The sequence below is a fragment of the Streptosporangiales bacterium genome, from assembly GCA_009379955.1.
GTDB lineage: Bacteria > Actinomycetota > Actinomycetes > Streptosporangiales > WHST01 > WHST01.
In genome coordinates this window covers 70,716-93,517 of record WHST01000005.1, presented here as the reverse complement: position 1 = coordinate 93,517, position 22,802 = coordinate 70,716, and the positions used below count along the sequence as shown (strand labels likewise).

The window sequence follows — 22,802 nt, the reverse complement described above, 5'->3', positions numbered from 1 at the left end:
CCACTGCTGGAGTCGACGATGACCAAGGTGCGCTACCAGGTGTTCGCCATGAACTTCATGGCCTGCCTGATCAACTACGGGGACCGGATCGCGCTGTCGGTGGCCGCGCCGTTCATCCTCGCGGAGTTCGACTTCGCGCCGGCGGTGTGGGGCGTCATCCTCAGCGCGTTTTTCTGGACGTACTCACCGTTCGCCCTCATCGGCGGCATCATGGCGGACCGGGTGGGGGTGCGCCGCGCCTACACGATCTGCATGCTCGTGTGGTCGCTGACGATCCCGCTGACGGCGAGCGCGTGGAACGCCGGGTCGTTCATCGTCGCGCGGCTGCTGTTCGGCGCGGGCGAAGGGCCACAGGCGCCGATCAGCACGAAGCTGACGGCGAGCTGGTTCCCGCGCCGGCTGACGTCCTCGATGCTCAACCTCGCCCGGTCGGGCACGACGGTCGGGCCGATCATCGCGACCCCGTTCGTCGTGTGGGCGTGCACGACGCTCGGCTGGCGCTGGGCGTTCGTGCTGCTCGGCTCCGTCGGCGTCGTGTGGACCGTCATGTGGTGGATCGTCGCCCGCGACGGGCCGAAGGTGCACCCGCGCGCGAACGAGGCGGAGACGGCGTACATCACGGCCGACCACGTCTCCGCCGAGGAGAGCGACGGCAAGCGCGACTCGGGTCGCTTCTGGGAGCTGCTCCGCAGCAGGTACGTCATCGCGCTGTCCATGGCGTTCTTCGCGTACTCGTGGGTGCTGTTCATGTTCCTCACCTGGTACCCGCAGTACCTCGTCGACGCGCGCGGCGTCGACAAGGCCGACCTCGCTGGTCTCGCGACGCTGCCGTGGATCTCCGCGACCATCGGCCTCGTCGGCGGTGGCCTCGTCGCCGACCGGTTGATCAAGCGGTTCGGCAGCCTGGTGACGCCGCGCAAGTGGATCATCGTCGGCTGCCTGCTCGCGACCGCCGCGTGCTTCGCGCCGTCGCCGTTCCTCGCGTCGCCGACGCTGGGACTCGTGCTCGTCTGCGTCGCGACGCTGTTCCTGCTCGCGAGCTACCAGTACCAGGCACTCGTCGTCGCCGTCGCGCCCGGCCGCCACACCGGACGTCTCGCCGGTGTCATCCAGATGTGCTCGACCCTCGCCGGCATCCTCGCGCCCATCGTGACCGGTGCGATCGTGCAGGTGACCGGCAGCTACGCGGCCGCGTTCGTCGTCGGTGGCGCACTCGCCGTCGCCGGCGCCGTCATGGTGCTGCTGTGGGTACGCGACGGTGCGGCGGGTGCCGTCACGAGCGGCGGCCAGGTCACGGCCGCGCTGGCGTCCGAGTGAGGTGCTTCACCTCACGGAGGTGGACTTCACCTCGTCCCGGCACGAGGTGAAGTCCCCGTTGATCACGTTCACGTGATCAACGGGGCAGGGGCAGAGGCCGGGATCAACGGTCGGACGTCACGGCTGCGGCGAGGCGGTCGAGGAGGGGGCGCTGGCCCTTCACCAGCTTGTCGCGGGCCTCGTCCAGCGTGAACCACGCGACGCGGTCGATCTCGGGGAACTCCTGGACGCGTCCCGAGCCCTTCGGCCACTCCATCTCGAACGTGCCGGGGACGACCGCGGAGGGGTCGAGGTCGCCGGCGAGCGCCCAGGCCGTGACGACCTTGCCGCTGGACTGGACGACCTCGCCGAGCGGGACGAGCTCGCCGTCGGGCACCGGCAGGCCGAGCTCCTCCTGGAACTCCCTGCGGGCCGCGGCCTCCGGCGTCTCGGCCGGCTCGTACTCGCCCTTGGGTACCGACCAGGCGGCCGCGTCGCGGCGCGCCCACAGGGGCCCGCCCATGTGGCCGAGCAGCACTTCGAGGGTGCCGCCGCCCTGCCGGTAGAGCAGGATCCCTGCGCTGCGCTTCCGCTTCTTCTCGCTCACGCCTTCATCCTGCCGCAGCGCGGTGCGTATCCTGCGTACCGACGAGTAGCGCGCCGTGCTCCCGGAGAGGACGCTGATGGGGTTCTTGGAGTGGCCGAGGCCGTTGCGCAAGCTGCCCAGGTTCGGCGACCTCTCGGAGAAGGAGATGCGCGAGGTCTGCGACGCGGGTCAGGAGGTCGCCGTCCCGCAGGGGTGGTCGCCGATCGCGCAGTCGACGGCGCCGGACAAGGCGTACCTGGTGATCGAGGGCAGCCTCGCGGTGGTGGCCGACGGCGACCAGATCGCCGAGCTCGGTCCCGGCGACCTCGTCGGCGAGATCGGCATCCGCGAGCGCCGGCTCCGCACGGCGACGGTCTCCGCGCTGACGCCGGCACGCATGCTGCACTTCACGCCGGCCGCGTTCCGCGCGCTGTACGACCGCATCCCGGCGTTCCGCGACGCCGTCGACGGCGCGGTCGCCGTACGGCAGGCCGACAACAGCGCCAGGTCGCGGAAGGAACCGTGACCTCCGGGTGACCGGTGGCGGAGCGGACGAGTCGACCACGTCGCTCGAGGCGTTCGAACGTGCGCTGCTCGGCGGCGAGCGCCGGTACACCCGGATGCAGGTGGCCGAGCGCGCGGGCGTCCCGCTCGAACGCGCGAACCGGCTGTGGAGCGCACTCGGCTTCGTCGGCCCGGGGGACGACGCGGTCGTGTTCACCGACGACGACGTCCGCGCGCTCGCGCAGGTGGCGGCGATGGTCGACCAGGGCGTCATCGACAGGGATGCCGAGGCGTCGCTCACCCGGTCGGTCGGGCAGACGATGTCGCGCCTCGCCGACTGGCAGATCCGGGTGCTCCGCGACGCCGTCGCCGATCCCGAGCGGGCGGGCACCGAGCAGGGCGGGATGGCCGAGGCCGTCGCGGCCCTCGTCCCCGTCATGGAGCAGATGCAGTCGTACGTCTGGCGACGCCACCTCGCGGCGGCGGCCGGCCGGCTCTTCCCGGTGTCCGCCGCCGACCCGACGTCCACGACGGTCGTGGTGGGCTTCGCCGACGTCGTCGGGTTCACCCGGTTCAGCCGCACCACGGGCGACGCCGAGCTCGGCGCGTTCGTCGAGCACTTCGAGGACGCGTCGTCGGAGATCGTCGCCGCGCACCACGGACGCGTGGTCAAGACGATCGGCGACGAGGTGATGTTCGTGGCCGACGACCCGCGGGGCGCGGCCGGCCTCGCGCTCGACCTCGTCGAGCGCACCGACGCCGACGACGGCTTCCCCGCGCTGCGGGTCGGCCTGGCCTACGGTCCGGTGCTCAGCAGGCTGGGCGACGTGTACGGCCCGGTCGTCAACGTCGCTGCACGGCTGACTTCGCTCGCTCGCCCGTCCTCGGTGCTCGTCGACCGCGCGCTGCACGAGGCGCTGGCCGAGGTGCCCGACTACGAGCTGCGCCGGTTGCGTCGCGTCGCGGTGCGCGGTTACGCCCGACTCGAGCCGTGGGCGCTGCACCGGCGGTGAACTCCGCCCGGCGCTACGCTTGACCGGTTCAGTCAGCTCGGGAGTCCGGGGGGAGGCGGGATATGGGCAGGCGTCCGACGATCGTCGACATCGCGAAGGCCGCCGGCGTGTCCAAGGGCGCGGTCTCGTACGCCCTCAACGGCCGGCCGGGCGTCTCGGCAGCCACCCGGGAGCGCATCCTCGCCATCGCCGACTCCATGGGCTGGGTGCCGAGCAGCGCGGCACGTGCGTTGTCGAACGACCGCGCGGGCGCCGTCGGCATGGTGGCGGTGCGCGAGCCCGAGCTCGTGGCGACGGAGCCGTTCTTCATGAGCATGGTCGCGGGCATCGAGGAGGTGCTCGCCCGGCAGGAGCTGAGCCTGCTGCTGACCATCGTGCACGACATCCCGGCCGAGCTCGACACGTACAAGCGCTGGTGGGCGGGCCGCCGGATCGACGGCGTGCTCCTCTCCGACCTGCGCACCGACGACCCGCGTCCCGACCTGTGCCGTGAGCTGCGCATCCCCGCGGTCGTCCACGGCGCGCAGCGCGCGTACCCGGGGGTACCGGGCACCCGGGTCGACGACCACGACGACATGATCCGCGCCGTGCACCACCTCGCCGAGCGCGGTCACCATCGCATCGCCCGGGTGTCCGGCCCGCGGCGCCTCGAGCACGCGGCGCGCCGGTGGCGCTACTTCACCGAGGCCTGCGTCACGATCCTCGGCGCGCAGCAGCCGCAGGAGGAGGCCGACTACACCGCGAGCGAGGGCGTCGTCGCCGCCCGCCGCCTGCTCGACGCTGCCGAGCCGCCGACCGCGATCATCTTCGACAACGACCTGATGGCCGCGGCGTCGGTGGCCGAGCTGACCACCGACGGCGTCCGCGTGCCCGACGACGTCGCCGTCCTCGCCTGGGACGACTCCCCGCTGTGCGAGCTCGTCCGCCCGGCGGTCACCGCGTTCTCCCACGACGTCACCGCCGAGGCCGTCGTCACCGCCGAGCTCCTGCTCGAGCACATCGAGACCGGCCGCGCCACCGATCGCTGGCTCGCCCCCCGCCGCCTCACCGTCCGCCCCAGCACGACCCCCGCGACGCCTGCCTGAGTCCGTCCGGGAATTACGGACAGTGAACCGGTTCAGAAATCCGGGCGGATGGTTTAGCATCCAGGTTCTTAACCGGTTCATCACCGGCCGACCGTGTGGCACCGAGACATGGGAGTCATCGTGCAACGGCGGAAACTGGCCGACGCCCTCACCGCGGCCCTCGTCACCACCGCGGGCGGCCTGACCGCCTGCTCAGGATCCGGCGGCGACGCCGACGCGCAGAAGATCACGTACTGGGCCAGCAACCAGGGCACGAGCATCCAGAACGACAAGGACGTCCTCACCCCGGAGCTGAAGAAGTTCACCGAGAAGACCGGGATCGAGGTCGACCTCCAGGTCATCGGCTGGAACGACCTGCTCAACCGGATCATGTCGGCGACCACCTCCGGTGACTCGCCGGACGTCGTCAACATCGGCAACACATGGTCGGCATCGCTGCAGGCGACCGGCGCGTTCGTGCCGTTCGACGGCGAGACCATGAAGTCCGTGGGCGGTAAGGACAAGTTCCTCGCCACCAGCATGAGCTCGACCGGTGTGCCCGGCGAGACGCCGACCTCGGTGCCGCTGTACGGGCTCTCGTACGGCGTCTTCTACAACAAGAAGCACTTCACCGACGCCGGCCTCACGACACCGCCGACCACGTGGGACCAGCTGGTCACCGACGCCAAGAAGCTCACCAAGCCCGGCGGCAAGCAGTACGGCCTCACGCTCGCCGGCGCCAGCTACACCGAGAACTCCCACTTCGCGTTCATGTTCGGCAAGCAGCAGGGCGGGGAGTACTTCGACGACAAGGGTGACCCGACGTTCGTCACCGACCAGAACGTCAAGGGCATCCAGCAGTACGTCGACCTGCTCGGCAAGCACAAGGTGGCGACGCCGAGCTCGGCCGAGCACACCACGACGACCGACGCGATCGCCGACTTCACCTCGGGCAAGGCGTCGATGCTGATGGGGCAGAACAACACCGCGGCGGGCATCGAGGCCGGCGGCATGAAGGCGGACGAGTTCGGCGTCGCGCCCATCCCGATCGTGTCGCCGCTGCCGCCCGGTGGCGAGAAGATCAACAGCCACGTGGCGGGCATCAACATCGCGGCGTTCTCGGGCAAGAACGAGGAGGGCGCGCTGAAGTTCGTCGACTTCATGACGAGCAAGGACACGCAGGTCTCGCTGAACAAGTCGTTCGGCGCGCTGCCGGTCACGCAGGAGGCGTCGCAGCACCCCGACTTCCAGACACCGGAGAACAAGGTGTTCGTCGACGTGCTCGCCAAGACGGCGGCGCCGATGCCGATGATCGCCAACGAGAGCCAGTTCGAGACCACCGTCGGCAACGGCATGAAGGATCTCATCGCCAGGGCCGCCACCGGCAAGTCGGTCACCGACGCCGACGTGCGCAAGACGCTGGAGAACGCACAGGAGAAGATGAAGAGCGGCGGGAGCTGAGCGTGAGCAGCAGTGCCGCGGGGACGACCGGCGTCACCCTTGGTGGTGACGACCGGCCGTCCCCGCCGGTACGCGGCCGCGCGAAGCGGTTGTACCCACGCTGGCTGCCGTACGCGTTCCTCGCGCCGGCGATCCTGTTCGAGTTGCTCGTCCACGTGATCCCGATGCTCGCCGGGATCGTGATGAGCGTCCTGCGGCTCAACGTGTTCTTCCTCAGGCGCTGGCTGGAGGCGCCGTTCGTCGGCGTCGAGAACTACCGCCTCGCGATCGACGTCAACGGTGGCATCGGCAGGGGCATGCTGGTGTCGTTCGGGGTGACGGTCGGGTACACGCTGCTGGTCGTCGGGTTGTCGTGGCTGCTCGGCATCTTCGGGGCGACGCTGCTGCAGCGGAGGTTTCCCGGACGCGGCGTGCTCCGCACGCTGTTCCTCGTGCCGTACGCGATCCCGGTCTACGCCGCGGTCATCACGTGGAAGTTCATGCTCGCGCGCGACGACGGCATGCTCAACCATCTGCTCGACCAGCTCGGCATCACCGACGGCACGACGTTCTGGCTGCTCGGCGACAACGCGTTCGCGAGCATCGTCGTCGTCTCGGTCTGGCGGCTGTGGCCGTTCGCGCTGCTCACCCTGATGGCGGGCCTGCAGTCGATCCCCGACGAGCTGTACGAGGCCGCCGAGGTCGACGGCGCCGGCATGTGGCAGCAGTTCAGGAGGCTGACGCTGCCGATGCTGCGGCCGGTCAACCTGGTGCTGGTGCTCGTGCTGTTCCTCTGGACCTTCAACGACTTCAACATCCCGTACACGCTGTTCGCCAACTCCGTGCCGCCCGCGGCGAACGTCATCACGATGTACGTCTACCAGGGGTCGTTCCAGACGTGGAACTTCGGCCTCGGCTCGGCGATGTCGGTGCTGCTGCTCGGCTTCCTGCTCGTGGTGACGCTGCTGTACCTCGTCCTCACCTCGAGGAGGTCCCGCCATGCATGAGTCCCGTACGTTCCAGGTCATCAGGGCCGTCGGCCTCACGCTGCTGACGGTCTTCGTGCTCGCGCCGCTGTTCGTCATGGTCAGCTCGGCGCTGAAGCCGCTCGGCGACGTGCAGGGCGAGTTCCGCTGGATCCCCAGCTCGGTGACGCTGCGGCCGTTCGTCGACATCTGGTCGACGATCCCACTCGCGAAGTACTTCGCGAACAGCCTCCTCGTCTCCCTCGCCGCCACGTTGTTCTCGGTCGTGATCGCGATCCTCGCGGCGTACGCGGTGAGCAGGTACAGCTTCCGCGGCCGCGGGTTCTTCCGCATGACCGTGCTGTCGACGCAGATGTTCCCCGGCATCCTCTTCCTGCTGCCGCTGTACCTCATCTACGTCAACATCAGCCAGGTCACCGGCATCGCGCTCAACGGCAGCAGGCTCGGCCTGGTGCTCACGTACCTGACGTTCTCGCTGCCGTTCTCGATCTGGATGCTGGCCGGCTACTTCGAGTCGATCCCGCGTGGCCTCGACGAGGCGGCGATGGTCGACGGCGCCGGGCCGATGCGCATCGTGTGGCGGATCGTCGTGCCCGCCGCGCGGCCGGGCATCGTCGCGGTGGCGATCTACGCGTTCATGACCGCGTGGGGCGAGACGCTGTTCGCCTCGGTCATGACCAACGACTCCTCGCAGACGCTCGCGATCGGGCTGCGTGAGTACTCGACCCAGGTCCGCGTCTACTGGAACCAGGTCATGGCCGCGTCACTGGTCGTGAGCGTGCCGGTGGTCGTCGGGTTCCTGTTGCTGCAACGTCATCTGGTCCGCGGGCTCGCGGGCGCGGTCAAGTAACGAAGGACGGGAGACTCGATGCGGCGCGACTCCGAGCACGTGGTGACGGGAGGCGATCCCGTCACCTGGCTGGGCGTGAACTTCTGGTCGCGTACGGGCGGTCCGCTGATGTGGCGCTCGTACGATCCACGCGTCGTGCGCGAGGAGCTCGCGGTGCTCGCCGCGCACGGGCTCACGACGACACGGTCGTTCTTCTACTGGCCGGACTTCCACCCCGAGCCCGACCGCGTCGACGAGGAGCTGGTCACGCACTTCCGCGACTTCCTCGACGCGCACACCGAGCACGGCATGACATCGATCCCCACGTTCGTCGTGGGACACATGTCGGGCGAGAACTGGGATCCCGCATGGCGCGACGGTCGCGACCTGTACGCCGACGTCTGGCTGGTCGCGCGGCAGGCCTGGTTCGTCGAGCAGATGACCCGGCGGCTGCACGACCACGCGGCGATCACCGGCTGGCTGATCAGCAACGAGATGCCCATCTACGGCCGGCTGCGTGACGAGCCGACCGCGCCGACGGCCGACGTCACGAGCTGGGCGACGCTGATGGTGCAGGCCGTACGGGCGGGTGGCGGCACCCAGCCGGTCTCGCTCGGCGACGGCGCCTGGGGGATCGAGGTGACCGGTCGCGACAACGGCTACTCCGTGCGCGAGACGGGCGCGCTCGTCGACTTCGTCGGACCGCACGTGTACCCCACCGGCTCCGACCAGGTGCGCCAGCACCTCACCGCCGCGTTCGTCTGCGAGCTGGCGTCGGTGGCCGGCAGGCCGGTCGTGCTGGAGGAGTACGGCCTGTCGTCCGACGCCGCGTCGGAGGCGTACCAGGGCCACTACCACCGCCAGGTGCTGCACACCTCGCTGCTCGCCGGCGCCACCGGCTGGCTCGCCTGGAACAACACCGACTACGACCACCTGTACGACCAGGACCCGTACCGGCATCACCCGTTCGAGATGCACTTCGGTGTCACCACGAACGAGGGTGAGCCGAAGGCTGCGTTGCGCGAGCTCGCGGCGTTCTCCCGGGTCCTCGAGCAGGTCGACGTCGCGCGTACGAGAAGGGACGACGCCGACGCCGCGCTCGTCGTCACGACGTACTTCGAGAGCGCCTATCCGTACTCCGTGTCCACCGACCGCACGTTGCTGTTCGACGCGATGCGTCAGGCGTACGTCGCCGCGCGTGAGGCCGACGTGCCGCTCGGCGTGACCCGTGAGGCTGACGGTCTCACCGCGGACGCGCGGCTCTACCTCCTGCCGTCGACGCGGCAGCTGCTCGCACCCACCTGGCACCGGCTCCGCGAGCTGGCCGAGGGCGGAGCGGTCGTGTACCTCTCGTACTGCGCGGGCGAGGACGACACCTTCCACCGCGGCGCGTGGTTCCCGAAGCTCGACGAGATGTTCGGGGTCGAGCATCAGCTCGCGTACGGGCTCGTCGAGCCGATCGAGGACGACGTCGTCGAACTGACGGTGACCGAGGACTTCGGCTCGCTCGGCGCGGGTGACGTGCTGCGGTTCCGTGCCGCGGGCAACGAGCACAGCCGCGCGTACCTGCCCGTGGTCGCGCGTGACGCCAAGGTCGTCGCTGTCGACGGGCGTGGACGGCCCGCCCTGCTGCTGCACCCGGTCGGCGACGGCGCGATGGTGCTCGGCACGTACCCGCTGGAGTACATGGCGGCGCGCACGGCGTGGGTCAACCCCGACGACGGGCACCGGCTGTACGACGCGCTCGCCGCGTACGCCCGCGTGCGCCGGCGCGTGGTCGTCCGCGACCCACGGGTGCTCGCGGACACGCGCGTGCACGAGGACGGGCGGTGGTTCGCGTGGTTTGTCAGCGAGAGCGCGGACGAGCTGACCGTCGTCCCGGAGGCGGGGGACGCAGAGCTGCGACCGCTGGGCGGTGGCGCTCCCGTCGCCGAGGTCACCCTCGCGCCGTACGGTGTCGAGGTGCTGGAGTTGGAGGGACGCTCATGAGTGCTGGGACGTACCGCAACGAGACGCTGCCAGCGTTCCCGCCGGGGTTCGTGTGGGGCGTGGCGACGGCCGCGTACCAGATCGAGGGCGCGGTGACGGAGGGCGGTCGCGGGCCGTCGATCTGGGACACCTACACCCACACGCCCGGTCGCATCGACAATGGCGACAACGGTGACGTCGCGTGCGACCACTACCACCGTTACGCCGAGGACGTGCGCCTGATGCGCGACCTCGGCGTCGGCGCGTACCGCTTCTCCGTGGCGTGGCCGCGCATCCAGCCGTACGGGAAAGGTCCGGTCAACCAGGCCGGCCTCGACTTCTACCAGCGGCTCGTCGACGAGCTCGTCGGCGCGGGCATCACCCCGTGCCTGACGCTGTACCACTGGGACCTGCCGCAGGCGTTGCAGGACGCCGGTGGCTGGCAGGTGCGTGACACGGCCGAGCGGTTCGCCGACTATGCGGTCGCGGTGCACGAGGCGCTCGCCGACCGCGTACCGATGTGGATCACGCTGAACGAGCCGTTCTGCAGCGCGTTCCTCGGGTACGCAGAGGGCAGGCACGCGCCGGGACTCCGGGAGGGCCACGGCGCACTCGCCGCCGCACACCACCTGCTGGTCGGGCACGGGCTCGCGACCCGCGCGATGCGGGAGCAACGACGCGGCGACGAGACGTTCGGCATCACGCTCAACCTCAACCACGTCACGCCCGCGACCGACGTCCCCGCCGATCGTGCCGCCGCGAAGCGCACCGAGCTGATGAGCAACCGCGTCTTCACCGAGCCGATCCTCGCGGGTCACTACGCCGACGGCGAGCGGGAGGTCTGGGGCGAGCTCACCGACTTCTCGTTCCGGCGCGACGGCGATCTCGATGTCATCGCCGAGCCGCTCGACTTCCTCGGCGTCAACAACTACTTCCCGAGCTACCCGAAGTTCGCGCCCACGTCCGACACCGACCCGGCGCGGCGCACCGCGGCCGACATCGACGCCGTCGAGAACCCGCCTGTCGACCTCTCCCGCACGGCGATGGGCTGGCCGGTGCTCGCCGGCGGGCTGCGCCGCCTCCTCGAGTGGCTGCACGGGACGTACCCGTCGCTGCCGCCCGTCTACCTCACCGAGAACGGTGCCGCGTACCCCGACGTCGTCGTCGACGGGCGCATCGACGACCACGACCGCATCGCGTACATCGACTCCCACCTCCGCGCCGTCCACGCCGCGATCGAGGGAGGAGTCGACGTCCGCGGCTACTTCTGCTGGTCGTTCCTCGACAACTTCGAGTGGTCGTACGGGTACGCGAAGCGCTTCGGCCTCGTGCACGTCGACTACGCCACACAGCGGCGCACGCCCAAGGCGAGCTACCACTGGTACCGCGAGGTCGTCACCCGCTGACTCCGTTGCGTCCTGGTGGTCTCGTGAGTGGCTGCCGCGCTCCCGGTGGCTGCGCTACTGCCTGGCCGTGGGTGGTCGCCGCCGGGCTTCCATGGTGTTCACACTGCGATTCGGGGGTTTCCATCACCTGCAGGTGATGGAAACGCCCGAATCGTGATGTGAAGTTGGGCCTCACCTCACGACTCGGGATGCTCGGCGACCTCACGCTACGCCGCCTTTACAACGATGCACCGCCCGCCGCGCCGGTGCGGGTACCTTGACGGCCTACGCGCACCTCCCTACGATTCAGAATAGAGAGTTCATCTTCGATATTCTGTAGAAAGACCCTGGGGCGTCGTCGGGCGGGGCGGTGGCGAACCAGCCGGTGCCGTTTGCGGCTGGAGGAACCGATGATGCCGTTCGGATCGTTCGCTCGTGCCCGTTCCCTGCTCGGTGTGCTCCTCGTCGTCGCGCTCGCGGCGGCCTGCAGCGGAGGCGGTGGGTCAGGGGGCGACGAGGAGTCGTCGCTCGGCCCCGCGTCGCGCCTGGCATCAGACGAGTCGGTGCTCGCCCATGCCAAGCAGTACAAGGGCGAGAAGCTCACCCTCATCGTTCCCGACCCCCTGGACAAGTGGCTCGGTCCGGGGACGAAGGAGTTCGAGAAGCAGACGGGGGTCGACGTCGAGTTCCAGATCGTCCCGTTCGACCAGCTGCTCAGCAAGTACTCCACGCTGGCGACCGGGCAGGACTCCAGCGTCGACATGTACTTCTCCTGGGCCGCGATCACCGCGCAGATGGGTCCGCTGCTCTTCCAGGACCTGTCCGCGCCACTGAAGGGCGTTTCGGCCGAGTACTCCCCGGCGGCGCTGTCGTCGATGCAGGCGGGGGGCAAGACGTACGGCCTGCCGTACCAGACGTCGATCCAGATCATGTACTACAACAAGGCGCTCTTCACGGCCGCCGGCCTCGACCCCGCCAAGCCGCCGGCCACGTGGACGGAGTTCGTCGACGCTGCCAAGGCGGTCAAGAGCAAGGGCGGCGCGAACGCGTCCGGCTTCGTCACCGGCGGGCAGACGGCGAACGACGTGTTCGCCGGGCTGTGGCTGCCGGCGCTCAACAGTGCCGACGGCCACATGTACTCGTCCGACCTCCGCAAGGCGACGGTCGACACCCCGCAGAGCCGGGCCGCGATGCAGGCGCTGGCCGACCTCGGGAAGTCGGGCGCCGTGTCGCCGCAGACGTGGAGCAACAACGGCTCGCAGGACGCCGCCCTCTCGTTCGCCAAGGGCAACGTCGGCATGACGTGGAACTTCCCGCTGGCCTACCCGATCGTCGCCGATCCCAAGCAGTCGGACATGAAGCTCGACGACCTCGGCACCGCGCTCATCCCCGGGGTTGAGCTGGAGTCGGGCAGCGTCAACGGCGCCGAGGGCATCGCGGTCAGCCGCTACTCGGAGAACCAGGCGGCGGCGCTGGACTACGTCGCGTACATCACCAGTCCGACGCAGCAGAAGGCCCTGTCCCTCGGCGAGGCGAAGCTGCTGCCAGCACGCACGAAGTCGTTGTCGGACAAGGATGTCGTCAAGGCCATCCCCGTGGCGCCGCTCGTCGCGAAACAGGGCGAGTTCCCCGCCGACCGCGCCGGGTCGCCCTTCTACAACGACGTCTCCGAGGTCGTCGCGAAGTGGGTGGGCGACGTCATGCGCAAGGATCTCGATCCAGGTGAGGCCACGAAGGGCATGCAGCGCGAGGTGACGAAGGTCGTCGACGACTACTGGGCCGACAACGGCTGAGCGACCGGCCTCGTCGCACGGGAAAGGCTGACATTGGCGCTCGGCAGGCGGACGGCAGGCCCCGGCACGGGTCGGGAGATGTCCGACTCGACCCTCGGCACGGTCCTGATGACCCCGGCCGGCGTCGTCTCGATGGTCTTCCTCGTCGGTCCGCTGTTGTACGGCCTCGCCATGGGTTTCCGCCGGATCAACAGCTCGACGCTCAACGCCGACTGGCCGTTCACCGGACTGGACAACTGGCAGCGCGTCCTCTCGAACCCGCAGTTCCACGCGGCCGTCCCGCGCACGCTCGTGCTGGCCGGGGGCACGGTCGCGCTCTCGCTGGTGGTGGCGCTGGTGATGGCGCTCGTCCTCAACGAGAGGTTCCGCGGCCGTACTCTCGTCCAGATCGCGGTGCTCCTGCCGTGGATCATCGCGCCGATCGCCTCGGGCCTGATGTGGCGGTGGCTCTTCGACGGCAACTTCGGGCTCGTCAACGTCATCGGCACGCGCACCGGCCTGCTCGACCAGAACGTCGGGTGGCTGAGCAGGCCGAACGTCGCCATGGCGGTGGCGGTGCTCGCGGAGTCCTGGCGGAGCATTCCCGTGCTGACTCTGCTGTTCCTCGCGCGGCTGCGCGGCCTCAACCCGAACCTCTACAAAGCCGCGAAGATCGACGGCGCCGAGATCGCCGCCCGCCTCCGACACGTGACGCTGCCGTCGATGCGCGGCGTGCTCGCGGTGGGAGCGGTGCTCCAGGTGATCTCGGCGCTGCAGGCGTTCGACGTCCTCTACACGCTCACCCAGGGCGGTCCGGCGGGCGCGACCACCGTCCTCAACCTGCTGCTGTACAAGCAGGCGTTCCAGTCGCTCAACTTCGGCGCGGCATCGGTCCTGGCCCTGATGATCGGGTTCCTGACGGCCTTCGTGCTGGTCGTCGTCGCCGCTGCGCGCGTCGCGTCGCGTGCCCTCGCCGACCGCAGGGGCGCCGGATGACCGGCCGCCGGTCCTGGCGCCGGCTGCTCGTCCTCTACCTCGCCGGCGCGTTGATGGTCGTCTGGTCGATCGGGCCGACGTTGTGGATGGCGCTGGCGAGCGTCGTGCCGCAGGGAGACTTCACCAGGGCGCGGGGTCTCGCGCGCGTCGACCGCTGGTCGCTCGACGCCTACCGCGATGTGCTCGGCGAGAGCGGCTTCCGTGACGCCATCAGGACGAGCGCCGTCGTGGCTCTGTCCACCACGGTGCTGTGCCTGGTGGTGTGCGCGCTGGCCGGGTACGCGCTCGCCCGCCTGCGTCCGCACGGAGGCAGGAGCCTCGGCCTCGTGCTGCTCGCCGCGCGTGCGGTTCCCGCCCTCGTCCTGCTGATCCCGCTGTACCTGTTCATGAGCCGCATCCTGAATCTCGCCGACACGATCGTCGGGCTCGTGCTGGTACAGACGGCGCTGCTGTCACCGTTCGCGGTGTGGATGCTGCGAACGTTCTTCGCCGAGGTGCCGCGCAGTGTCGAGCTCGCCGCACGCATCGACGGATGCAACCGGCTGCAGGTGTTCCGCCACGTCACGCTGCCGCTGAGCCTGCAGGGACTCGTCGCCACCGCCGTGTTCCTCTTCATCAACACCTGGAACGAGTTCATGATCCCGTTGATCCTCAGTGGGTCCAAGGCGAAGACCGTGACCGTCGAGCTGGCGCAGCTGAGCAGTGCGCCCGGCGGGTTCTTCCAGTTCGGGCCCGTCATGGCCGCGGGTATCGCCACCGTGCTGCCTTCGGTGGTGTTCTTCCTGTTCACGCAGCGGGCGCTGGTGCGCGGTGTCACGGCCGGTGGGGTGAAGGCGTGAGGAGGTCGACGCGATGAGTCGTGCAGCGGAGGCGACGGACGTGACCGAGGCCGGCCAGGCGGACGCGCCTGCCGGGTTGGAGATCGCCGACCTGAGCCGGACGTTCGGGTCGGTGGTGGCGGTCGACCGGCTCTCCCTCGCGGTCCCGCGCGGTTCGATGGTCGCACTGCTCGGGCCGTCCGGGTGTGGCAAGTCGACGACGCTGCAGATGATCGCCGGCCTGCTCGACCCCACCTCAGGCCGCATCGTCGTCGACGGCACCGACGTGACGCGCGCGCCATCACACCGGCGCGGTCTGGGCTTCGTGTTCCAGGACTACGCGTTGTACCCGCACAAGACCGTCAGGGAGAACGTCGGCTTCCCGCTGCGGATGGCGGGCGTCCCACGCGCCGAGATCGACCTGCGTGTCACCGAGGAGCTCGACCGGGTGCGGCTGACCGACAAGGGGCGGAGCCGGCCGCAGGAGCTGTCCGGCGGTCAGCAGCAGCGCGTCGCGCTGGCCCGCGCGCTGGTGAAGCGTCCGGCACTGCTCCTGTTCGACGAGCCGCTGTCGAACCTCGACGCGAGCCTGCGCGGCGACATGCGCGAGCTGATCCGCGACGTCCACCTGGAGATCGGTGCGACGAGCGTGTTCGTCACCCACGACCAGGACGAGGCGCTGAACATCGCCGACTACGTCGCGGTCATGTCGGCGGGCAGGCTGATGCAGCTGGCCAGGCCGCGGGAGATCTACGACGCCCCGGCCAACGTGTTCGTCGCGAGGTTCATCGGCAGGCCCGCGATGCGGCTCCATCCCGCGGTGGTCCGTGCGGGTGCCGTGCACCTCGCCGGCCGCGAGATCTGCCCGGCACCGGCCGGGCTCGCGGACGAGACCGAGCTGCTCGCCGGCACGCGTCCCGAGGACGTCGAGGTGGTGGACGGCGCCGAGGGTGGGGCCTTCGAGGGCACGGTGCGGCGGATCGAGCACGCCGGCGCGGACGACTTCGTCGAGGTGGTCGTCACCGACGACGTCACGCTCACCGTCCGCACCAGGCCGGGCGTCGTCGCGGGTGACGCGCGCGCCGTGCGGCTGCGCACCGCGTCGTCGGCCTGGCACCTCTTCGACGCCGAGTCGCAGGAACGCGTGTGAACGTTCGACGAGGGGTGTGACATGACGGCGGGACAGGGAACGCTGCGGGCGGGCATCATCGGGTGCGGCCGCATCGCCGGGAGCATCGAGGACGAGGTACTCGATGCTCCCGGAGTGGTCGCGCTGCCGTACAGCCACGCGACCGCGTACCGGGAGGCGTGCGGCATCGAGCTCGTGGCGGTGGCCGACGCCGACGGCGAGGTCGCGAAGCGCTTCGGCGACCGCTGGTCGGTCGACGCCGCATACTCCTCGGCGGAGAGCATGCTGGCGGAGGCCGCGCTCGACGTCGTGAGCGTCTGCGCGCCGACCCGGTTCCACGCCGACCTCTTCTGCCTGGCGGCGCAGACGTCCGGCGTCCGCGGGATCTTCCTGGAGAAGCCCGTCGGCGTCTCGCTCGCGGAGGCCCGGCGCATGACCGCGGCCGCGGAGGCGGGCGACGTGCGCGTCGCGATCAACCACACGCGGACGTACGACCCCGTATGGCGCCGGGTCAAGAAGCTCGTCGACGCAGGCGAGATCGGCGACATCGGTGCGATCACCGCGCGCTGGGTGGAGGGATGGTCGTTCGGCGGGAGCCACCTGTTCGACCTGATCAGGTACCTGGTCGACAGCCACCCGACGAGGGTCTTCTGCGAGCCGGCCGGCGACGAGCGCGACCCGGGCGGCACGGCGTCCCTCGTATACGCGAACGGCGTGCACGTGCAGGTGGTCATGCTCGACGACGTGTCGGGAGGCACCGAGGTCACGCTGCTCGGTACCCGTGGCCGGATCGTCGTGGACGCGTTCGGTCCCCGCCTGTACGTCCGCCAGGCCGACGGCGTCGAGGCCGAGCGGCCGTTCCCCGCCCAGCTGTACTGGACGTCGGGCATGGTGCGTGCCGTCGAGGAGCTCGTGTCGGCGGTGCGCGACGGCGGTGCGGTCAGCTCGACGCTGGACGACGGCGTCGCCGCTCTCGAGATCGCCGTGGCCCTGAACATCTCCGGCACGCGCGGCGTCCCGGTCGACCTCCCCGTCACCGACCACACCTGGACGGTCGACGCGGTCTGAGCGCGCGCTTCACCTCACGAACGTGGACTTCACCTCGTCCCGGCACGAGGTGAAGTCCACGTTGATCACGTCAACGTGATCAACGGGGACCCGGCGGTGCCTCAGGTGCGGGTGAGCTCGCTGGTGGCCAGGCGCGCGCCTTCCGTCATCGCCGCGAACTTTGCCCAGGTGATCTGCGGGTCGACGTACGACACGCGGGCGGCCGTGCCGAAGCCGCAGTCGGAGCCGGCGAGCACGTTCTCACGACCGACCAGCCGCCCGTAGTTGACGAGGCGCTGGGCGATCAGCTCCGGGTGCTCGATGTAGTTCATCGTCGAGTCGATGACACCGGGGATCAGCGCCTTGCCGTCGGGCAACTTGACGTCCTCGAAGACCTGCCACTCGTGCGCGTGGCGCGGGTTCGCGGCCTCGAGCGCGATGGCGTTCGGCCGGCCGTCGAGGACGATGTCGACGATGTCGCGCAACGGCACGTCGTGGTGGTGCGGGCCCTCGTAGTTGCCCCAGCACAGGTGCAGGCGCATCTGGTCGGGGTCGATGCCCGCCGTCGCCTCGTTCAGCACCTCGATGTGCATGCGCGCCTCGGCGCGGAACTCCTCGATGCTCAGATGCTGGAACTGCAGGTGCCGGCACATCGCCAGGTCGGGGCAGTCGAGCTGGAGGACGAATCCGGCCGCGACGATCGCCTCGTACTCCTCGCGCATCGCGGCACCGATCGCACGCAGGTAGTCCTCGTGGTTCGCGTAGTGGTGGTTGGCGAAGAACGCGCCGACGACGCCGGGGGACGCCGCTGACATGAACACGTCCTCGGGAGGCGTGTCTCCGACCGCCGCCTTCAGGTTGTCGATGTCGGCCTGCAGCAGCGAGCGGTCCTTGACCGCGATGTCGGCGACGCAGGCGGGCGGACTCAGGACCTCGCCGGACTGCGTGCCCCAGATGGACGCCCAGCGTGCCATGAAGGACGGGTAGGCGCTGAGGTCGGCCAGGTTCAGCACCGCCTCGCTCTCGCCCTCGAAGCCGGAGAGCCGTTCCCTGACGTACGTCGAGTAGCTCTCCTTGCTCATCTCGCCGTCGTTCACCACGTCGACACCGGCCTGGTCCTGGTCGCGGACGATCTGGTCGACGGCCTCGTGCGTCAGCCTGGCGAACTCGCCGGCGTCCACCTGCCGGTCTCCGGTGAAGACCTCGAGCAGTGCGGGCGGACGTGGAAGGCTTCCGGTGTGCGTGGTCAGGATGCGGTCGGTGCTTCGCTTCACTGCGAACCTCCTCCATGCGCCGGTGCCTCGAGCGACACCGGCCGCGAGTGACGATGTCATGAGTGCATCATCACGGTGGCCCGCGCGCAACAGGCGGTCGCACCCCGCCTCGCCGGGCCGACATGACAGAAGTCATCTCGCGGTACGGATGTTCTCATCCCCGGTCGGTGACCGCGGCGACTACCCGGCGGTGGTCGTTCCGCGAAGACTCGACGGTGTGCAGACAACGTCGAATGGGGTGGGACTCGTGAAGAAGGCCAACCTGCCGGTCTTCCTGTCGGTCGCGTTGGGCGGCGCGTGGCTCATCGCCCTGCCGCTGTGGCTGTCGGGGGACGGCATCTCCTCGCCGATGCTGGCACCCACCGCGGGCGCGATGATGTTCGCGCCGTCGGTCGCGGTGCTCGTGGTGTGGCTCCTGGCCCGGAGGCGCGGCACCACGATTCGCGACCTCGGTCGGGACACGGGGCTCGGACTCGGACCGCGGAAGAGGCGGACGCTGGGGTTCATCGCCCTGATGTGGTTCGGGCCGCCGCTGTTCAGCGCCGCTGTTCTGGACCCTGCTCGGCGCCTCGGGCACCGCGGCCGTCGTCGCTGGCGGCGTGATCGGCCGGCTCGGACTCCGGCGCGCCCACGTGCTCCTGTTCACCGCGATCGCCTTCGCCACGGCGCTGCTCGGCATCGCCCCACACGTCACCGCCGTCGCGGTCGCGTCCGCCGTCGTGTACGGCGCGCCGTACATGGCCCTCTCCGGCCTGCTCGCGATCTGGAGCCACCAGATCTTCCCCGACCGGCCGTCGAGCGGCTTCAGCCTGACGGTGCTGTTCCTCGGCGCAGGTTCGATCCTCGGCCCGGCCCTGTTCGGGCTGTTCGCGGACGTCTACGGCCTGCAGGCAGGCTTCCTCGTCGTCGCGGCCGTCACCGCCGCCACTCTGCTCGCCCGCCCACCCGCCGTGCGGACTGCGCGGGCTCAGGAAGCGCGAAGCGGCGTAAGGAACGGACTGGGTTCCCCATGCCACGAGACGTAGAGCCCCTCGCGCGCACGCGTACACGCGACGAACAGCAGGCAACGTTCGCGTTGCAGGTCGTGGCGGTGGGTGGCCTCATCCTCGGAGAGCGGCGTGACAGCATTCGGAGGCGGCATCTGATGTCGACCGACGCCGACGACCGCAAGGCACCGGAACTCCAGGCCCTTCATCCGGTGCATCGTGCCGACCGCCACGCCGTCGACGCCATGCCCCGGACGTGCGAGCGAATGGGCAGCGATGCGCTCCTGCGTCAGGTGTTCGACGACGACGTCCGCCAGCTTGTTGGACCTCGTGGCGACCGCGATCTCACTGGCATCGACACCGGCATCGAGCCACTCACGGAATCTCGTCGTCAATGCTCCAAGCTCATCGTCCCGCGTGCGCGCGCCATGCAGAGTGGGTGGATAGCCGTGGAGCTCCGATCGGCAGCCGGTGAGAGATTCGACACCGCCGTCCAGATCGTCGATGCGTTCACCGCGCAGCACACCCATGCTCCACACCAGGATCTCGGCCGTAGTTCGGTAGTTGACGGTCAGGCGACCTGAGCGCCCGGCGATCCGTACGCCGACCTCTCGCAGGCTCACCCGATCGTCGTATATCCGCTGGTGGCTGTCACCGGCGATGAACATATCGTTCCTACCGGGCTCGACGAGCGCGCGCAACAGGCGCCAGCGGGCCGGACTCAGGTCCTGGGCCTCGTCAACGACGACATGGCGGTATGGTCGCGCGACGCCGGATCCGAGCAGGCGGGTTGCTTCGACACAGATCGTCTCGTGTGTCCGAACCCCGCGTTCCAGGAGGATCTGGTGGAACGCTGCGAGAGCGGGCCAGAGCACCTCACGCTGACGAAGGCCGAGTGGTCGCCCCCGACCCTGCCTGCGCGCTGCCACATACTCACGTGCCGTGCCGATCTGCTGTGCCAGCACCACCTGTCGCCACTCTTGCATGAGGAACGTCTCGGTGAAAGGAAGGGCGAAGCGCTCGATCAGGCTCGTCCAAACCCGACGCTGCTCACGGTCGTCGATGATCTTCGGGTGCCCGTGTCGCTGGCGGTACACCTCCGTCGCGACCTGGTCGATGTGCCGCACCGTGATGCGTTCCCGTACCTCGGCCGAGTCGACGAGTAGCTCGAGAGCCACCTCCAACGACGCGGCGAGCGTCGAGGTGAACGTCGTCAGCAAGACCGGTCCTTCGCCGCTCTCCGCGAGATGCTTTGCCCGATGGAGAGCGACGACCGTCTTGCCCGTTCCTGGACCACCCGTCACGCGTGCGGGACCGCTGAAGTCGCCGTAGGCCACCTGCCGCTGAACGGGGTGCAGGTAGATTCGCCACAGGTCGAACGGTCGCCGGACGATCTCCATCAGCTCGTCAGGTCCTTCGACAAGGACGATACGGTCGCCGCTGCGTTCGATGGCGGCGGCGAGATCGTTCGGATCGTAGTGTGCGCCGTGGTCGGGAACCCCCAGTTCTGCCCAGACTTCGTCTGGGCTGAGACCGGCGGCAAGCCCGTATAGGACGTCCCACTGGTGCTGCGGCAGGAATGTCCGTGCAGCCTCGAGCTGGATGACATCGGTGAGGACACGAGCGAACGCACGCGTCTGCTCGTCAACGCCGAACCTGTCCAGGACGTCGTCGCCGAGGTGGTCGAAGAGGCGTGTCGGAGCATCCTCGACGGCCTTGCTGAGCTCCGGTAGCACTGACTCGATCATGTTGACGTCACGGACCTCGAACCGGCCGCTCGCGGTGTTCACCGTCGCCGCGTGGCTCCGCGCCCACGCGTAGGCGTCGTCGTGGGGCAGGACCTTGAGCAACGTGAAGGTGTCATCCCCGTCGGGAGCGACGACCACTCCACGAAGTGATCGATCGATCCGGATCGTGCGCAGCCGGGGGTCTCGGACGTTGGTGAGCTTCTCGAGGTGTGAACCTGCGTGTGTGGCGTGCGCGAACTTCCCGAAGGCCTCCGTTACCCGTTCGCGCACAGGACGTTCGAGCTTGGGGAGATCGCGCAGCAGGAAGTCCTTGTCGAGAGCGAGCCTGGGCATGTCATGCTCCGCTCGTGAGACGCGCACCGTCGAGCAGGTCACGTACCTTCACCACGTCGGGGTCTCCCGCGCCACGTAGCCGCAGCAGATCGTCGAGCAACGCCTGGAGTCGATCCGTCGCCTGCCGCCGGTTCTCCGTGCCGAGCTCCAGCAGGGCGATCTGGCGGCGCAGACCCAACGGTCGGGAGTCGTCCAGCCCGTAGGCCTGCTCTTCGTCCGCCAGGAGAGCGACGAGCTCACGCAGAGCCGGACGCGTCTCACCGATGAGCGCGCGACTGGTCGCTTCCCTGAACCGACAACGGAACGCTGTGTGCATCTCCTGGCCATCCGGATCCGGGATGGCGTCTGCCACGGCTCGATAGGCAGGCGCCGCGCGCCGGAAGTCGCCTGCGGCGAACAGCGCGTCGGCATGCTGCCGCCGGAGCTCCTCGACCTCCGGATCGGCTTCGCCGATCGACTGGGACTCGATGAGCGCCCGCTCGATGACCTCGACGGCCTGGTCGTATCTGGCCTTGTCGCTCAGAGCCTTCGCCTCTGCCCGCGCTGCCCCAAGGCGTGCCCGCTGGCTTGTCCCCGCGAAGGCGGTCGCCTCGGCGCGTGGCTGGGTCGATGCCGTCTCCATCGGCCGGCGAGCGACGTCGAGCGCGCGGGCGGTCGCGGCGGAATAGAGGGTGATGGTGGTCGCTCGTGCGTCCGTGAGGACACCCGCCAGCGGTTCATCCACGGCGATGAAGGGGAGCAGTAGGCGCGCCGTCTCTTCCGCACTCGGCGGTCGCTGACCGGGACTCTTGTGCAGAAGGCGCCCGACGAGTCGGTCAAGCGCGGTCGGTACGTCCGCACGGTGAGCTCGAACGGATGGCGGCGGCTCGTCGACCTGTTTGCGCATCACGAGGTACGCGGTGTCCCCGGAGAATACCTGCCTGCCGGTGAGCATCTCGTAGAGCGTGCAGCCGACTGAGTAGAGATCGCTACGCGGGTCACTGCCGCCGGCGAGTATCTGTTCCGGCGCCATGTAGGCGGGCGTTCCCAACGCCTGGCCCGCTCGGGTGAGCTGCGTTTGCTCGTCCCGGTCGAGTGCCACGGCGAGACCGAAGTCGAGCACCTTGACCGTGCCGTCCGCGCATACCATCACGTTGGCCGGCTTCAGATCGCGGTGCACCAGGGAGGCTCCGTGCGCGGCCGTGAGTACGGCGCACACCTGGGCACCTATGCTCGCCACCCATCCGACTGGCAACGCTCCTTGCGTGGCGATCAGTTCCGCGACGCTGGTGCCTCGTACCCGTTGCAGCACCACATACGGTCGACCCTCGTCGGTGCCGACATCGAATACGGCGGGTACTCCGGGGTGTTCGAGCCGCGCGGTGATGCGGGACTCACGGACGAATCTCGCCACGAGCTCCTGATCGTCGTCGCCCCCAGGCATCCGGAGGAACTTGACCGCGACCGCACGGTCGAGCTTGACATCGCGGCCGAACCAGACCTCGCCCATGGCGCCGCGCGCTGTCGGCGAAGGCTCCAGCGCGTAGCGGCCGTGCGCGAGTGTCCGCTCCGCCACCTGACCTCCCGCGAACCCCCTGGTGCCGTCACGAAGCTACACCGGCGCAGCACCCGACCGCAGGCGTTCACGG

Annotated in this window: 20 protein-coding genes; 15 read left to right on the top strand and 5 right to left on the bottom strand. The window is 69.5% G+C overall.

Translation table 11 applies throughout. From position 1 onward, the window contains the following. The first annotated feature begins 18 nt into the window (after window positions 1–18). Window positions 19–1,317, top strand: a complete 1,299-nt coding sequence (locus GEV10_02865) for an MFS transporter (GenBank protein MQA77416.1) — start codon at window positions 19–21, stop codon at window positions 1,315–1,317. A 103-nt stretch (window positions 1,318–1,420) separates the two neighbouring features. Here the strand turns inward: GEV10_02865 and GEV10_02860 are convergent, their stop codons facing one another. Beyond that, window positions 1,421–1,903, bottom strand: a complete 483-nt coding sequence (locus GEV10_02860; GenBank protein MQA77415.1) for an NUDIX domain-containing protein — start codon at window positions 1,901–1,903, stop codon at window positions 1,421–1,423. 76 nt (window positions 1,904–1,979) lie between these two features. Here GEV10_02860 and GEV10_02855 point away from each other — a divergent pair, with 76 nt between their 5' ends. From GEV10_02855 to GEV10_02795, 13 genes are all read left to right on the top strand, one after another. Continuing rightward, window positions 1,980–2,408 (top strand): cyclic nucleotide-binding domain-containing protein, encoded by a 429-nt coding sequence (locus GEV10_02855; GenBank protein ID MQA77414.1) that lies wholly within the window; start codon window positions 1,980–1,982, stop codon window positions 2,406–2,408. Window positions 2,409–2,502: 94 nt separating this feature from the next. Further along, window positions 2,503–3,399, top strand: a complete 897-nt coding sequence (locus GEV10_02850) for an adenylate/guanylate cyclase domain-containing protein (GenBank protein MQA77413.1) — start codon at window positions 2,503–2,505, stop codon at window positions 3,397–3,399. Window positions 3,400–3,461: 62 nt separating this feature from the next. Further along, the gene (locus GEV10_02845; GenBank protein ID MQA77412.1) at window positions 3,462–4,484 is read left to right on the top strand and encodes a LacI family DNA-binding transcriptional regulator; all 1,023 of its coding nucleotides are present in this window, start codon (window positions 3,462–3,464) and stop codon (window positions 4,482–4,484) included. Window positions 4,485–4,592: 108 nt separating this feature from the next. Continuing rightward, window positions 4,593–5,924: an extracellular solute-binding protein gene (locus tag GEV10_02840; GenBank protein MQA77411.1), complete on the top strand. Its 1,332-nt coding sequence runs from the start codon at window positions 4,593–4,595 to the stop codon at window positions 5,922–5,924. Between the two features lie 164 nt (window positions 5,925–6,088). Next, window positions 6,089–6,910 (top strand): ABC transporter permease subunit, encoded by an 822-nt coding sequence (locus GEV10_02835; GenBank protein ID MQA77410.1) that lies wholly within the window; start codon window positions 6,089–6,091, stop codon window positions 6,908–6,910. Next, window positions 6,903–7,739 (top strand): ABC transporter permease subunit, encoded by an 837-nt coding sequence (locus GEV10_02830; protein ID MQA77409.1) that lies wholly within the window; start codon window positions 6,903–6,905, stop codon window positions 7,737–7,739. The genes GEV10_02835 and GEV10_02830 overlap by 8 nt, the downstream gene beginning before the upstream one ends. Window positions 7,740–7,757: 18 nt before the next feature. Next, window positions 7,758–9,707, top strand: coding sequence for a cellulase family glycosylhydrolase (locus tag GEV10_02825; GenBank protein ID MQA77408.1), 1,950 nt, complete (start codon window positions 7,758–7,760; stop codon window positions 9,705–9,707). After that, window positions 9,704–11,092, top strand: coding sequence for a beta-glucosidase (locus GEV10_02820; protein MQA77407.1), 1,389 nt, complete (start codon window positions 9,704–9,706; stop codon window positions 11,090–11,092). Before GEV10_02825 ends, GEV10_02820 begins: the two co-directional genes overlap by 4 nt. A gap of 389 nt (window positions 11,093–11,481) precedes the next feature. Beyond that, window positions 11,482–12,864 (top strand): extracellular solute-binding protein, encoded by a 1,383-nt coding sequence (locus GEV10_02815; protein ID MQA77406.1) that lies wholly within the window; start codon window positions 11,482–11,484, stop codon window positions 12,862–12,864. Window positions 12,865–12,942: 78 nt separating this feature from the next. Further along, a complete protein-coding gene (locus tag GEV10_02810; protein ID MQA77405.1) occupies window positions 12,943–13,839 on the top strand; it encodes an ABC transporter permease subunit in 897 nt (298 codons plus the stop codon). Beyond that, entirely contained in the window at window positions 13,836–14,678 is an 843-nt protein-coding gene (locus tag GEV10_02805) for an ABC transporter permease subunit (GenBank protein ID MQA77404.1), read from the top strand. The genes GEV10_02810 and GEV10_02805 overlap by 4 nt, the downstream gene beginning before the upstream one ends. 13 nt (window positions 14,679–14,691) lie before the next feature. Next, entirely contained in the window at window positions 14,692–15,807 is a 1,116-nt protein-coding gene (locus GEV10_02800; GenBank protein ID MQA77403.1) for an ATP-binding cassette domain-containing protein, read from the top strand. Window positions 15,808–15,828: 21 nt separating this feature from the next. Then, the gene (locus GEV10_02795; GenBank protein MQA77402.1) at window positions 15,829–16,854 is read left to right on the top strand and encodes a hypothetical protein; all 1,026 of its coding nucleotides are present in this window, start codon (window positions 15,829–15,831) and stop codon (window positions 16,852–16,854) included. Between the two features lie 101 nt (window positions 16,855–16,955). On the opposite strand, the gene GEV10_02790 is transcribed toward GEV10_02795, so the two are convergent. Next, window positions 16,956–18,167, bottom strand: coding sequence for an epoxyalkane--coenzyme M transferase (locus GEV10_02790; protein MQA77401.1), 1,212 nt, complete (start codon window positions 18,165–18,167; stop codon window positions 16,956–16,958). Between the two features lie 120 nt (window positions 18,168–18,287). Then, complete coding sequence (locus GEV10_02785; protein ID MQA77400.1) at window positions 18,288–18,545, bottom strand: hypothetical protein; 258 nt, start codon at window positions 18,543–18,545, stop codon at window positions 18,288–18,290. 107 nt (window positions 18,546–18,652) lie between these two features. Between GEV10_02785 and GEV10_02780 the strand changes: the two genes are divergently transcribed. Next, window positions 18,653–19,132 carry an MFS transporter gene (locus GEV10_02780; protein ID MQA77399.1) on the top strand — a complete coding sequence of 160 codons (480 nt, stop codon included), beginning with the start codon at window positions 18,653–18,655 and terminating at the stop codon, window positions 19,130–19,132. On the opposite strand, the gene GEV10_02775 is transcribed toward GEV10_02780, so the two are convergent. Together GEV10_02775 and GEV10_02770 are read right to left on the bottom strand one after the other, a co-directional pair. Beyond that, entirely contained in the window at window positions 19,075–21,174 is a 2,100-nt protein-coding gene (locus GEV10_02775) for an AAA family ATPase (protein ID MQA77398.1), read from the bottom strand. The genes GEV10_02780 and GEV10_02775 overlap by 58 nt on opposite strands. A 1-nt stretch (window position 21,175) precedes the next feature. Beyond that, entirely contained in the window at window positions 21,176–22,663 is a 1,488-nt protein-coding gene (locus tag GEV10_02770; protein MQA77397.1) for a protein kinase, read from the bottom strand. Window positions 22,664–22,802 lie beyond the last annotated feature (139 nt).